Raw genomic sequence first — 12,446 nt, 5'->3', positions numbered from 1 at the left:
ACTCATGAAATACCGGTGGGAAATCATGGCCGACGCACTGCGCCAGGGAGTCGTCGGAATCGTGCGCACGCGCGACGCGGAGTCCGCGGTGGAGGCGGCCCGCGCGGCCCTCGGCGCCGGGCTGCGCTCGATCGAGCTGCCGCTGACGAACCCCGGCGCGCTGGACGCGATCTCCGGGCTCGCGGCCGCCTACCCGGACGCGACGATCGGCGCCGGCACGGTGCTCGACGAGACGTCCGCGGTGCTGGCGATCCGCGCGGGGGCGCGGTTCCTGGTGTCCCCGTCGGTGGACACCGCGGTGATCCGGACCGCGCACCGGTACGGCGTGGCAGCCCTGCCGGGCGCCGGCTCGGTGACCGAAATCGTGCGGGCCCTGGAGGAAGGCGCCGACGCGGTGAAGGTGTTCCCGGCGTCGGCGCTCGGGCCGTCGTGGGTGGCGGACGTGCGGGCGGCGCTGCCGCAGGCCCCGCTGGTACCCACCGGCGGCATCGGGCCGGAAGACGTGCCAGGCTGGCTCTCGGCGGGCGCGGTCGCCTGCGGGATCGGCTCGGCGCTGACCCGCGGCACCGCCGCGGAGGTCGCCACCCGGGTCGAGACGCTGTTGAGGAGCGCGCATGGCTGAGCTGGTCTTCGTCGGGTGCTACACCGGCGATGCGGGGAACGGCACCGGGGTCACGACGCTCTCGCGGTCGCCGTCCGGCTCGTTGCGCGAAGTGGCTTCGCTGCCGCTGGAGTCGCCGTCGTGGCTGGTGCGCCACCCGTCGTTGCCGGTGCTGTACGCGGCCAACGAGACCGCGGACGGCGGCGTGACGGCGTTGGCCATCGCCCCGTCCGGTGAGCTGTCGGTCCTGGGCACGGCGGAGACCGGCGGGGCGCACCCGTGCCACCTCGCGGTGACCCCCGACGGCCGGTTCCTGTTGTGCGCCAACTACACCGGCGGCAGCGTGGCGGTCTTCTCGCTGTCCTCCTCCGGCGCGCTGATCGCCCGGACGGCCCTGGTCCAGCACAGCGGCAGCGGGCCGGTGACCGACCGCCAGGAAGCGGCGCACGTCCACATGGCCGTCCCGTCGCCCGACGGGTCCATCGTGAGCGCGGTCGACCTGGGGACGGACGAGATCCGCAGCTACACGCTGACGTCGTCGGGCGCCCTCGAGCCGCTGGCGGTGTCCTCGCTGCCGCCGGGCACGGGACCGCGTCAGCTGGTGCGCCGGCCGGGCACGGACCTGGCGTACGTCGTCGGCGAGCTGGCCGGGACGCTGGTGACGGTCCGCGAGAAGGCACCGGGCGCGTTCGAGGTGGTGGCCTCGACGCCGTCGACGCTGTCGTCGGTGAAGCCCAACCTGGTGGCCCACCTGGAACTGGCCGACTCGCGCCTGTACGTGTCGAACCGCGGCCCGGACTGCGTGACGGAGTTCGCGCTGGACGACGCGGCCGCGGTGGCCGACCAGCCCTGCGGCGCGAACCCGCGGCACTTCGCGCTGGTGGACGGCACTTGTTACGTGGCGGCGCAGTCGGAGGACGCGATCACGGCGTTCACGCTGACCGCGTCCGGCGAAGCGGAACTGCGGTACCACCCGACGGGGTCACCGACGTTCGTGCTGCCGGTGTCCCTGCCTTGACCAGGCATCCATAATGCGGTCAACACCTGCCGGCTGAGAGGGCCCTCCATTGACCGAACACCGGCCCCGCGGGTTGCACGGCCAGACCGTGGAGGCACTGGCCAGCCGGATCCTCTCCGACGAGTGGGGCGAAGGCACCGTCCTGGACCTGCCCGCGCTGCGCGAAGAGCTCGACATCAGCCTCACCGCGCTGCGCGAAGCGCTCAAAGTGCTGGCCGCCAAGGGGATGATCGACGCCCGGCAGAAGCGCGGCACCTTCGTGCAGCCGCGCGAGAAGTGGAACATGCTCGACGCCGACGTCATGCGCTGGCAGACCGCGGCCGCCGACGATCCCGGGCTGCTCGACGAGCTCACCGAGGTCCGGGCCGTCGTCGAGCCCGCCGCCGCCCGGATCGCCGCCGGGCGGGCCTCCGAGGAAGACCTCGAGGCGCTGCGGGACGCGCTCGCCGACATGGCCGCCGCGGGCGACGACCCGGAAGCGAGCGTCCAGGCCGACCTCGCCTTCCACCGGCGGCTGATGGCCGCCACGCACAACAACTTCCTGGTGCGGATGGAACGGATCATCGCGATCGGGCTGGCCGAGCGGGACAAGCTCGTGCACGGCTCCCCGGCGGCGGAGGATCCGGTGCCGAACCACCGGAAGGTGTTCGACGCGATCGTCGCGGGTGACCCGGCCGCGGCCGAGCAGGCGATGCTCGCGCTGGTCACCAAGGCCCAGGACGACCTGGCGAAGGCTCAGCGCACGCGCTCGTGAGTGGTAAGGCGGGTTCTAACCCGCGTTACCACTCACGACCGGGTGCGGCAGGCTGCGCTATTCGGCGAGGGCGGCCTGGAGCATCCGGGCGGCGGCCGCGCGGGGCTCGGGGTCGACCTCGACCAGGGCGTTGACGACCGCGCCGTCGACCAGGGCGACCAGCCGCTCCAGCTCGGTCGCCGAGACGGGGGTGCCGGAGCGGGCGAAGATCTCCGTCAGCAGCTCGTTGAGCTGGGCCGACAACGTCCGCATCAGCGGCCGCAGGTACGGGCGGCGGCCGGTCGCGACCAGCCGCTCGTAGCGCAGGAGGACGGCTTCGGCGTCGGCCGCCTGGTCGCCGCTCTCCGGGCCGAGCAGCAGGTCCAGCACCAGGTCGACGGTCGCCTGCACGCCGCGGTTGCGGGTCGCGAGCTCCTCCAGCCGGCGGCGGCCGGTCGCCAGCTCGGCGTTCGAGTGGTGCTCGACGGCCGCCGTGACCAGGTCTTCCAGCGAGTCGAAGTAGTACGTCGTCGACGCGAGCGGCAGGCCCGCCCGCTCGGCCACCGCCCGGTGCCGCACCGCGTCGAACCCGCCCTCGACGAGCAGTTTCGCGGCGGCCTCGACGAGCGCGGCGCGCCGTCGCTCCCCCTTGGGGGTGGTCGCAGCGGTCATGGCCGGTCATTCTGCCAACCGGGCGGCCCCGGCCTCAGAACCGGGGCGCGAGATCGCGGGCGAACCCGTCCACCTGGCCCGCGTACGGCGCCGCCGCCCCCGCGGACGGCACGCTGACCAGCACCAGCACCCCGCCGGACGCGGTACCCACCCGCGCGGTGACCGTGCCGGCCGGCTGGGACTTGAAGACCTCCGGGATGCCCTTCGGGTACACCGCCGCGGCGACTTCGCCGCCCGGGACCGGGAACCCCGCGGACCGCGCCACCGTCGAACAGGCGCCGCCCGGGACGGCCTGGGTGGCGGAGACGTGGCCGGGGAGCTCGCCAGCGAGGGCAGTGGCGAGCTCCCCGTCCACCTGTTCGCACCCGGAGGCGCCTTCGGCCAGTTGGCCGGTCTTCCCGTCCCCGGCACCCCCCTGCTGAGGTGGCTGGGACGAGAAGTTCGGTGACTCCCCACCGACTTCAGGACGCATCGAGCCGTCCCCGGGTTGCGCGACGCCCGGCCCGGAATGCGCGGGAGCGGCGTTGTCCGTCGCGATCAGCGCCTCGGGGGTACCCCCGGCGAGCACTCCGTACGCGCCGAAGCCGACGACGACCAGCGCGGCGGCGCTCACGCCGGCGGTGATCCGGTTCCGGCGGCGCAGGGTCTGGCGGCGGGATTCGCGGACGACGTCGTCGCGGCTGAACGTCGGCGACGGCGCGTCCGGCGGCGCGGCGGAGAACAACGAGCGCAGTTCCTGCTCATCCATTGGTCTCCACCTCCCGTTCGAGGACCTGCCTCAGGTTCGCCAGCCCGCGGGCGGTCTGGCTCTTCACGTTGCCTTCGCTGCAGCCCAGCGCCTGCGCCGCGCCGGTCACGTCGAGTCCTTCGAAGAACCGCATGACCAGCACCGCCCGCTGCTTGGGCGGCACTTCCTTCAGCGCCGCGAGCAGGTCTTCCCTGGTCGCGACGAGGTCGTCGAGGCCGGGCGTGTCGTCCGGCGGCTCCGGCAGCGTCTCGGTCTGCCACTCGCGCCGCCACGGACGCCGCGATTCGTCGATCGACGCCCGGACGAGCGTCTTGCGGACGTACGCGTCGGTCGCCGCGCGATCCCTGATCTTCGTCCACCTCCGGTGTAGTGCCACGAACGCCGTCTGCGCGAGGTCGTCCGCCCGGTGCCAGTCACCGCAGAGCATGTACGCGGTCCGGCGCACGGCGTCCCGCCTGGCGGCGAAGTACTCCGCGAACTCCTGCTCGTCGCGCTGGTCCACGCGCAGTCGTGCTCCGCTCTGTTGTCGTTCGCCCGGGAGGACGGAATCAGGGGCGTCCACGGTTGCACGGACGGACTGGGTTCGACCACTCAAGGGCTGATTGATCCCCACGACGTGGGTGTGATGTGATCGCAACGTGACCTTCGCCCCGCCCGTCCTGGATTTCCGCTCCGACACCGTCACCCGCCCGGATGACACGATGCGGGCGGCGATGGCCTCCGCCGAGGTCGGGGACAACGTCCTCGAGCGCGACCCCACGATCGCCGTGCTCGAAGAGCGGGCGGCGCACGTCCTCGGCATGCCGGCCGCGCTCTGGGTACCGAGCGGGACCATGGCCAACCTGATCGCGCTGAGCCTGCACCTGCAGCGCGGCGACCGGTTCCTCGCCACCCGGGGCGCGCACGTGCTGGTCAACGAGCTGGGCTCGGCGGCGTGGCTGGCCGGCGGCATGCCGGACATCCTCGAGCACGACGGCGGCCCGGGCCGTCCATCGCCCGACGCCCTCGCGGCCGCGATCGGACAACCCGGGCCGTACTTCACATTACGGACATCGCTGCTCTGTCTCGAAAACACCCACAACGCGGCCGGTGGCGCGGTGACGCCGCCGGACGAGCACGCCCAGCTGCTGTCGGTCGCCAAGGAAGCGGGCCTGACCGTGCACCTCGACGGCGCCCGGCTCTGGCAGGCCGCGGTCGCGCTCGAAGTGCCGCCGGCCGCGCTGACCGTCGGCGTCGACACCGTGTCGGCCTGCTTCAGCAAGGGCCTCGGCGCACCGGTCGGCTCGGTCGTCGCGGGCAGCACGGCGTTCGTCGAGCGGGCACGCCGGATGCGGCAGATGCTCGGCGGCGGCGTCCGGCAGGGCGGCGTGCTGGCCGCGGCCTGCCTGGTCGCCCTGGACCGCATCCCCGACCTGGCCGAGTCGCACGAGAACGCCCAGCGGCTCGCCGACGGCCTGCGCGAATACGGCTGGCCGACCAACACACCCGACACCAACATCGTGGTCGCCGAAGTCCCCGACATCCCGACGGCGCTGGCCTGGCTCGACACGCTCGGCATCCGCGCGGTGCCGATGGCGGGCAAGGTCCGGTTCGTCACCCACCGGGACCTGAGCGCGACCGACGTCGAAGAAGCCCTGCGCCGGATCAAGACCGGCGCCTGACGAAGTCCCGGGGGACCGCGTGAACTGGATCGTGTTCGACTACGGCGACGTGCTCAGCAAGCCGAGCGCCGCCCTGCCCGGCCTGGCCGCGGCGATGGGCGCGCCGCTGCCGCAGTTCCTGGAGGCGTACTGGGAGTACCGGCTGCCCTACGACGCCGGCAGCACCCCGCTCGAGTACTGGCAGGCGGTCGGCGACGCCGTGGGCGCGCCGGTCGACGAGGCGCTGTCGGCCGAGCTGACCCGCATCGACGTCGAGGGCTGGGGGCACCTGGAACCGTCGTCGAAGGCCCTGCTCGAAGCGCTCTCCGAAGCCGGCGCGAACCTGGCGCTGCTCTCGAACGCGCCGATCGCGTTCGGCGAGTGGGTCCGCGCGCAGGACTGGGCGCGGCTGTTCCGCGTGACGCTGTTCTCCGGCGACGTCCGGTGCGTCAAGCCGGACGCGAAGATCTTCCGCCTGCTGCTCGACGAGCTCGGCGCCGAGCCGGCCGACTGCCTGTTCTTCGACGACCGGGAGTCCAATGTGGAGGGAGCGCGGGCGGTCGGGCTCCGGGCCCACGTCTGGAACGGCGCCGACGCGGCCCGCGCGTGGCTGGACTGAGGGCTCACGCGCACCGCACGGCCGCCTACCCGCCGTGATCTCCGTGTCCTAGGCTGGGCGTCCCCCACACTCCCCGGTAGGTGCGCATGGCGACGAGCGAACGACCATCGGCCCACGTCGACTTCGAACGGCCGAGCATCGCTCGCGTCACCGACGCGCTGCTGGGCGGGCAGAACCACTACGAGCCCGATCGCGCCGCCCTGCGGCAGCTGACGGCGATCGCGCCGGAAGCCCCGGCGATGGCCCGGGAAGCGCGGCAGTGGCTGGTGCGCGCCGTCCGCTACCTGACCGAGCGGCTGGCCGTCGACCAGTTCCTCGACCTCGCGTCGGGGTTCCCGACGGCGGAGAACACCCACCAGGTGGCGCAGAAGTACAACCCGGAAGCGCACGTCGTCTACGTCGGCGACGACCCGGTGGTGGAGGCGCACGGCCGGGCGCTGCTCGTCGACAACGACTTCACGCACATCTGCGGCACCGACCCGCTGAACCCCGGCGAGACGCTCGCCGGGGTCGCGCGGTTCATCGACTTCGACCGGCCCGCCGGGCTCGTGCTGTGCGGGGTCGTCGACCACATCGCCGACCTCCACCAGGCGCAGCAGGTGGTCAAGTCCTACGTCGGCGCGCTGGCGCCGGGCTCGTACTTGCTCCTGTTGCACCAGCACAACCCGGCCGACGGCTCCGACGCGGCCGCCGTCGCGACCTCCCTGCAGGACCGCTTCGGCCGCATCGGGCTCGACACGCTCTACCGCACGCGGGCCGAGATCACGTCGTTCTTCGACGGCCTCGACCTGCTCGAACCCGGGCTGACCGCGCCGCACCAGTGGTGGCCGGACGGGCCGCGCCTGGCGCAGCTCACGCCGGTCAACTGGACGGCGCTGGCCGGCGTGGCGCGGGTCCCCTAGTAGCGGTTGATGCGCCGCGGGTCCTTCTTGCCGCCGGTGATCGCCTTGTAGCCGGCGGCGCCGAGGAAGGCGATGCCGCCGATGATGGCGATCCACAGGACGGCCTTGAACACGAAGCCGATCACGGCGCCCAGCACCATGAACGCCACCCAGGCGACGATCAGGCCGCCGACGATCTTCCAGAACATGGTTCCTCCGATGTCTCCCCGTGGCCCCACCGGCCCGATGCCTCCACACTGCCACCTGGCGCGGTGAAACTCCCCTCGGACGGCCAACGTTCGGGGTTTATTCAGGGTTCCCCCTGGCCAGCCAGGCCCCCAGGCGCCGGACCCCTTCGTCGATGTCCTCGGCGCTGCCGGCGAAGGAGAACCGGACGTACTTGCCGCCGTCGACCGGGTCGAAGTCGACGCCGGGAGTGATGGCGAGCCCGGTGTCGGCGAGCAGCCGCTGGCACCAGCTCAGGCTGTCGTGCGTGTACGCGCTGACGTCGGCGTACGCGTAGAAGGCGCCATCGGCCGGGGCGAGCTTGTCAAGGCCGATGCGCTGCAGCCCGGCAAAGAGGGAATCCCGGTTCGCGCGGTACCGCTCGACGTGCGCGTCGGCCTCCGCGTACGCCTCCGGTGTGAAGGCGGCGAGGGCCGCGTACTGCGAAACGGCGGGCGGGCAGATGGTGAAGTTGCCGGTCAGAACGTCGATCGCGCGGTGGAGGCGCTGCGGGGCGAGCATCCAGCCGAGCCGCCAGCCGGTCATCGCGAAGTACTTCGAGAAGCTGCCGAGCACGAGCGGCTCCCGGCCGTACTGCCACGCGCAGTCGAGCTCGGCGCCGTAGGAGATGCCGTGGTAGATCTCGTCGCTGATCAGCTGGACGCCGTGCGACGAGCACCAGCCGGTGATCGCGGCGAGCTCCCCGGGCGGCAGCACGGTCCCGGTGGGATTGCTGGGGCTGGCGACGATCAGGCCGTCGATCGGCCCGAGCTCGTCGAGGAGTCCGACGGTCGGCTGGAAGTTCGTCTCGGCGGTGGTGGCGAACTCGACGACCTCGCAGCCGAGGACGGACAGCAGGTTCCGGTAGGCGGGGTAGCCGGGCCGCGCCATGGCGACCTTGGCGCCGGGGTCGAAGGCGCTGAGGAAGGCGAGCAGGAAACCCCCGGACGACCCGGTGGTCAGGACGACGTCGTGCGCTTGGACGTCGACGTCGTACCGCGTCCGGTAGTGCCCGGCGACGGCCTCGCGCAGCTCGGGGATGCCGAGCTGTTCGGTGTAGCCGAGCGTGCTCTTCCGCAGCGCTTCCTGGGCGGCCTCGAGCACGGGCTTCGGCGCCGGAGCGGACGGCTGCCCGGCCGCGAGCGACACGAGATCACCGTGGCTGCGCTGCCGCGCCCCGGCCGCGGAGAGGACGTCCATGACGTGGAAGGGCGGCACGCCGGCCCGCAGCGCGGGCCCGGCGAAAGCTCCGAGGTCGGCCATGGGGCCAGGCTAGTAGCCGCGGTAGGCACCCCCGTGGGCCATGGCCTTGATGCCGGGCACGTTGTCGAGGCTGCCGTACCGGTCGAAGGAGTACCGGACACCGGCGATGATGTTGTCGACCGGGTTGTAGATGTTGTCGTGCCCGGGCAGTTTGTGGGCGTTGAACGTGGAGTCGATGCACTGCATGAGGCCCTTGGACGGGTGCCCCGCGGCCGCGTTGGAATTGCCGGTCAGGAAGAGGTGGTCACCTTCCTGGGCCGTCCAGGTGCCCAGTTCCGTGGTCACACACCAGACGTCACCCCGCCCGGCGGCTTCCTTCTCGAGGAAAGCCCCGGTGATGATCGGGTTGTTCAGGTGCACGGAGAATTCCGGACGCCAGGTCTCGGGCTGGTTCTTCCGCGCCACGGGGAGCACCCGGGGCCGGGCTCCGGACAGGTAACCGGCCAGCGCGATCGCGTCGAGGACGGTACCGGCCGCCTGGTAGAGGACGACCTGCGGCCGTGAGTACCCGGGCCGCAGGTATCGGGTGCCTTCGGCGTCGGTGATGGCCTCGAGCCACGCCTCGCGCTGCTCGGAGGACATCGCCAGCACCTGGGCGACCGCGTCGGCGCGGGGATGCCCGGCGCGCGCCAGCAGGTCCCGGGCGTAGTCGTGGTCCAGCCGGAACTGGTGCCGGGGCCCGCACCCGCCGCGGTTGTCGACGTACAGCGCGTGCGGCACGCCGTCGAGGAGCTTGCGGAGCTTCGCCACCATTTCGGGCTTCGACTGCGCGATGGACATGGTCGGGCGGTGCCGGCGGGACTCGACGTGACCGTCGCCGGCGATCCACCCGAGGATCGCCGCTTCAGAGACACTGATGTCCAGCGAGGATTCCGTGGCGGCGGGCGCCGCCAAGAGGATCCGATCGCGCGACCGGACGTCCTCGGTGGTGACGAAACCGGCTTCGGTCGCGTAGCGGTGCTCCTGCTTCGGTGAAACGAAGCCGTGCTTCTTGCGCCGGTGCACCGCGACGCCGTTGGCCGGCTGCCGCGCCGTCCGCGGCTCCCACCCGCATTCCGGGCAGACCACCGGCAGATCGGTGCGGCTGACACTGACCCTCGGGAGGGTGAGCCAGCGGTGGTTGGGCGTCGTGGTCGCCTGCCACCGCGAGTTGACCATCCGGACGAGTTCGGCGTCTTCGTGGTGGACCACTCGGGTGATCCGCGTCCACTCGCTGCGCCCGGTGGCCGGGTTGTAGCCGATCGTCTCGTCGCCGGCTTCGACCGCGTCGTGCTTCAGCAGCCCGCGCCTGGTCACGATCTGCGTGTCCAGCGGCACGCAGTCCCAGTTGTTGATGGCGTTGGGATTTCCGCCGGATTCGTGCTGGATGATCGCCCAGATCTTCGGGATGTCCGCGTCCGTCACCGGAATGCCCGCGGCCTGCAGCGCCTTCATCGCTTCCTGGATCCACTGCTGGACGTTCCCCGGCGGCGGCGAAGAAGGCGGGCCGCCGCTCGGGCCGAGGCCGCCACCACCACCGCCTCCGCCGCCTCCACCGCCGCCTCCGCCACCGTGGGAGGAGCCGTTGCTGTGGATGCCGCCCGTGCTCTTGGGGGCCGCGGCCGAGCTGCTCGGCAGGGGGACCTGGTCGTAGCCGCCCTCGATCTGCTGGGACATCAGTTTCTGCGAGGCCTTGATCGCCGTGTCGGCCTGGGTCTGCAGGCCGGTGACGTCGCCGTCGAAGCCGGCCGTGATGGTGTGGATGTCCGTTTTCGCGGTGGCCAGGATCTGGTCGGCGCTGGGGCTGGGCCCCGGCTTGCCTTCGTCGTGGGCCTTCTTCGCCGCGGCCAAGGCGTTGTTGATGTCGGTTTCGGCCTTGGCGTTGCGCTCGTTGACGGCCTTCTCGGCGGCGAGCTGCTTGTCCCCGACGTTCTTCTTGATCTGGTCGAGGGTCCGCGCGAGGTCGTCGAGGTCCTTGGCGACGTCCTCGAGGTGGGTCTGCACCTTGGTGCCGGCGTCGCGGACCTGGCGGACGTACTGGAAGAACTGGTCCGCCGCCGGGCCGGCCCACACGCTGCCGTTGAGCGCGTCGGTCGAATTCTTCAGGGAAGCGTTGTGGTCACCGGCGTTCTTCCCGGCGTCGCGGAACTGCGTCGCCGCCGCGGTGATCTTTCCCAAATCGACCTTTTCGACCTGGTCGACCTTCTTCATGAAGGCGTCCCAGTTGTCCGGCGTTCCGGCGCCGCCCCCGTTCAAACCCACTGTGGTGCCCCCAGAATCACTTGTCGACGTGCAATTTCAGATCGCTCGCGCCGACCTGGTCGGTTTCGGCGATCAGGCCCGCGGCCTTGCGCATGGCGAACCCCAGCGCCTCCATGTGCTTGCCCGCGGCGTCGAACTGGCTGTGCACGCCGTCCTTGAACTTGCCGACCGCTCCGTGCGCGTCGCCCGTTTCGTCCATCCCGCCGAAGGGGCTTTCCTTCTCGTGGTCCAGGCCGGTGACCTTCTGCTTGGACTTTTCGAACTCGTCCTTCAGCTTCTCCACCTGACTGGCCGCGATGGCCATCGAGTCCGGGTCGTAGACAGGCACGGTTCGTCATCCCCTTCGGAAACTTGTCTCCGCCCGATCGGACGTCGTCCCGACCAGGACGGTTCCCGCGCTTACTTTATGACTTCACCCGGGACGCGGGTACGGATCTCCGCCAACTTCCACCCCAGCGGGGATCAGGCCTCCGCCACCAGTTCGCGGATCCGCGTGGCGAGCAGGGCGTTGTCCGCCGGGGTGACGGTGGCCCACTCGCGGCCGTCGCCGTCGCGGCCCACCTGGAACAGGTAGCGGCCCGCGTCGGTGTCGAAGAACGCCACCACCCGGCCCGCCCGGTGGACCACGCCGTCGCGCGACGTGCGTTCCGCGCCGAACTGGCCGCGGGCCTCCTGGCCGAGCAGCATGCCCGAGAGCTCCTGGGCCTGGAACAGCGGTATCCCGCGGTCTTCCAGGGCCGTGACCAGCGCCTTCGCGTCACCCTTCGCCGCCGCGTCGGCGGACGTCACGACGTCGTAGGGCAGGCTGACCGTCTGGCCGATGCCCGGGCCCAGGTCGCCCGCCACCGAGACCGCCGCCTCCGCGAGGCCGTCCTCGGTCGCCGGGATCAGCCAGACCTCGCCGTGGTCCACCACCGCCAGCACCGCCTGACCGCGCAGGCTGACCGCGCGGCCGCGGATCTCGCGTTCCGCCCACACCCACACGTCGATCCCGAGCTGCGGGCGCGCCAGCAGGTGCAGCAGGTCGGCCAGCTCGCCGGACACCCGCCGGTTGCGGGCCAGCCGCCGCTCGCTCAGCGACCCCCACACCGAGTCGACCAGCTCGCGCCGCTCGGTCATGGTGGTTCCGTCGCTCGGCACGTCCAGCGCGACGTGCCGCCGGGGCAGATCGAAGGATTCCCAGAGCACGTCGAACTCGAGGGCCGACAGGACGAGCGACACGGTCAGCGCCCGTCCCCGCCGTGGTCGCCGAGCACGTCACGGGAAACCATCCGCTGGTCGGCGAACAGGTCCTGGTCGTCGACGCCGTAGCGGCGGACGTGCTCGGCGTCCTCCTCCTGCGGGGCCGCCTCGGACAGGAACTTCGCCTCGCCGGGCTTCTGCTTCGGGCTGATCTGCTCGGACTTCCGCAGCGCGACGGCCTCTTCTTCGGGCAGCTCGCCGACCGGCAGCGGCCGCACCGGGCCCGTCGGCCGGCCCTTGTCGCGCGGCTGACGATCCTTGTCGCCGCTCAACGCGCCGCCGGCGACGCCCGCGCCGATCGCCGCCGCGCCGGCGCCGATGTCGCCGGGGGTCGCACCGGGCTTGCCGACGAAGCCGCGTTCACCGGTGTACTGGCCGGGTTGCAGCGGGGCCTGCGGCATGGCGCCGACCGTGCGGCCCTTGGCCAGCAGGCCGTCCGGGCCGCGGCCGGTGGAGCTGTCGATGCCGGTGGCGCCACCGGGCGTCCCGCCGCCACCGCCGCCGAGCGACTTGATCGGCGCCGTCGCGGGGCTCGAGCCGGGCGGCTGCGCGCCGGGCGCACC

General features: G+C 72.1%; 13 protein-coding genes and 3 pseudogenes. 6 read left to right on the top strand and 10 right to left on the bottom strand.

All coding sequences use genetic code 11. The features are described 5' to 3' along the window. Positions 1 to 4 precede the first annotated feature (4 nt). From ACWEVN_RS12065 to ACWEVN_RS12055, 3 genes are read left to right on the top strand one after another with little or no spacing between them, the layout of a single operon-like run. Positions 5 to 622: a bifunctional 4-hydroxy-2-oxoglutarate aldolase/2-dehydro-3-deoxy-phosphogluconate aldolase gene (locus ACWEVN_RS12065; RefSeq protein WP_452051241.1), complete on the top strand. Its 618-nt coding sequence runs from the start codon at positions 5 to 7 to the stop codon at positions 620 to 622. Then, a complete protein-coding gene (locus ACWEVN_RS12060; protein WP_449681812.1) occupies positions 615 to 1,619 on the top strand; it encodes a lactonase family protein in 1,005 nt (334 codons plus the stop codon). The genes ACWEVN_RS12065 and ACWEVN_RS12060 overlap by 8 nt, the downstream gene beginning before the upstream one ends. A 49-nt stretch (positions 1,620 to 1,668) precedes the next feature. Beyond that, entirely contained in the window at positions 1,669 to 2,373 is a 705-nt protein-coding gene (locus ACWEVN_RS12055) for a FadR/GntR family transcriptional regulator (protein ID WP_449681811.1), read from the top strand. Between the two features lie 57 nt (positions 2,374 to 2,430). On the opposite strand, the gene ACWEVN_RS12050 is transcribed toward ACWEVN_RS12055, so the two are convergent. From ACWEVN_RS12050 to ACWEVN_RS12040, 3 genes are read right to left on the bottom strand one after another with little or no spacing between them, the layout of a single operon-like run. Beyond that, a complete protein-coding gene (locus ACWEVN_RS12050) occupies positions 2,431 to 3,024 on the bottom strand; it encodes a TetR/AcrR family transcriptional regulator (RefSeq protein WP_310969499.1) in 594 nt (197 codons plus the stop codon). A 34-nt stretch (positions 3,025 to 3,058) separates the two neighbouring features. Then, positions 3,059 to 3,772 carry a hypothetical protein gene (locus ACWEVN_RS12045; protein ID WP_452051240.1) on the bottom strand — a complete coding sequence of 238 codons (714 nt, stop codon included), beginning with the start codon at positions 3,770 to 3,772 and terminating at the stop codon, positions 3,059 to 3,061. Continuing rightward, positions 3,765 to 4,274, bottom strand: coding sequence for a SigE family RNA polymerase sigma factor (locus ACWEVN_RS12040; RefSeq protein ID WP_452051239.1), 510 nt, complete (start codon positions 4,272 to 4,274; stop codon positions 3,765 to 3,767). The genes ACWEVN_RS12045 and ACWEVN_RS12040 overlap by 8 nt, the downstream gene beginning before the upstream one ends. A gap of 136 nt (positions 4,275 to 4,410) precedes the next feature. Between ACWEVN_RS12040 and ACWEVN_RS12035 the strand changes: the two genes are divergently transcribed. From ACWEVN_RS12035 to ACWEVN_RS12025, 3 genes are all read left to right on the top strand, one after another. Then, complete coding sequence (locus ACWEVN_RS12035) at positions 4,411 to 5,433, top strand: threonine aldolase family protein (RefSeq protein ID WP_452051238.1); 1,023 nt, start codon at positions 4,411 to 4,413, stop codon at positions 5,431 to 5,433. 19 nt (positions 5,434 to 5,452) lie between these two features. Beyond that, positions 5,453 to 6,031: an HAD family hydrolase gene (locus ACWEVN_RS12030; RefSeq protein WP_452051237.1), complete on the top strand. Its 579-nt coding sequence runs from the start codon at positions 5,453 to 5,455 to the stop codon at positions 6,029 to 6,031. Between the two features lie 86 nt (positions 6,032 to 6,117). Then, the gene (locus ACWEVN_RS12025; protein WP_449681806.1) at positions 6,118 to 6,933 is read left to right on the top strand and encodes an SAM-dependent methyltransferase; all 816 of its coding nucleotides are present in this window, start codon (positions 6,118 to 6,120) and stop codon (positions 6,931 to 6,933) included. Here ACWEVN_RS12025 and ACWEVN_RS12020 read toward each other — a convergent pair. The 7 genes and pseudogenes from ACWEVN_RS12020 to ACWEVN_RS11990 all read right to left on the bottom strand — a co-directional run. Continuing rightward, a complete protein-coding gene (locus ACWEVN_RS12020) occupies positions 6,930 to 7,121 on the bottom strand; it encodes a hypothetical protein (RefSeq protein WP_003096028.1) in 192 nt (63 codons plus the stop codon). The genes ACWEVN_RS12025 and ACWEVN_RS12020 overlap by 4 nt on opposite strands. Positions 7,122 to 7,218: 97 nt before the next feature. Beyond that, positions 7,219 to 8,400, bottom strand: a complete 1,182-nt coding sequence (locus ACWEVN_RS12015) for a pyridoxal phosphate-dependent aminotransferase (protein ID WP_452051236.1) — start codon at positions 8,398 to 8,400, stop codon at positions 7,219 to 7,221. 9 nt (positions 8,401 to 8,409) lie between these two features. Then, positions 8,410 to 8,625: pseudogene (locus ACWEVN_RS12010) on the bottom strand (transglycosylase SLT domain-containing protein); the annotation flags it as partial. A gap of 1,095 nt (positions 8,626 to 9,720) precedes the next feature. Then, positions 9,721 to 10,641 (bottom strand): annotated as a pseudogene (locus ACWEVN_RS12005) (WXG100 family type VII secretion target); the annotation flags it as partial. 16 nt (positions 10,642 to 10,657) lie between these two features. Then, positions 10,658 to 10,969, bottom strand: a complete 312-nt coding sequence (locus tag ACWEVN_RS12000) for a hypothetical protein (RefSeq protein ID WP_449688171.1) — start codon at positions 10,967 to 10,969, stop codon at positions 10,658 to 10,660. Between the two features lie 134 nt (positions 10,970 to 11,103). Continuing rightward, the gene (locus ACWEVN_RS11995; protein ID WP_452051235.1) at positions 11,104 to 11,862 is read right to left on the bottom strand and encodes an ESX secretion-associated protein EspG; all 759 of its coding nucleotides are present in this window, start codon (positions 11,860 to 11,862) and stop codon (positions 11,104 to 11,106) included. A 2-nt stretch (positions 11,863 to 11,864) separates the two neighbouring features. After that, positions 11,865 to 12,446: pseudogene (locus tag ACWEVN_RS11990) on the bottom strand (hypothetical protein); the annotation flags it as partial.

The organism is Amycolatopsis sp. NPDC003861 (genome assembly GCF_053605405.1).
This window is presented reverse-complemented; position numbering and strand designations above follow the sequence as displayed.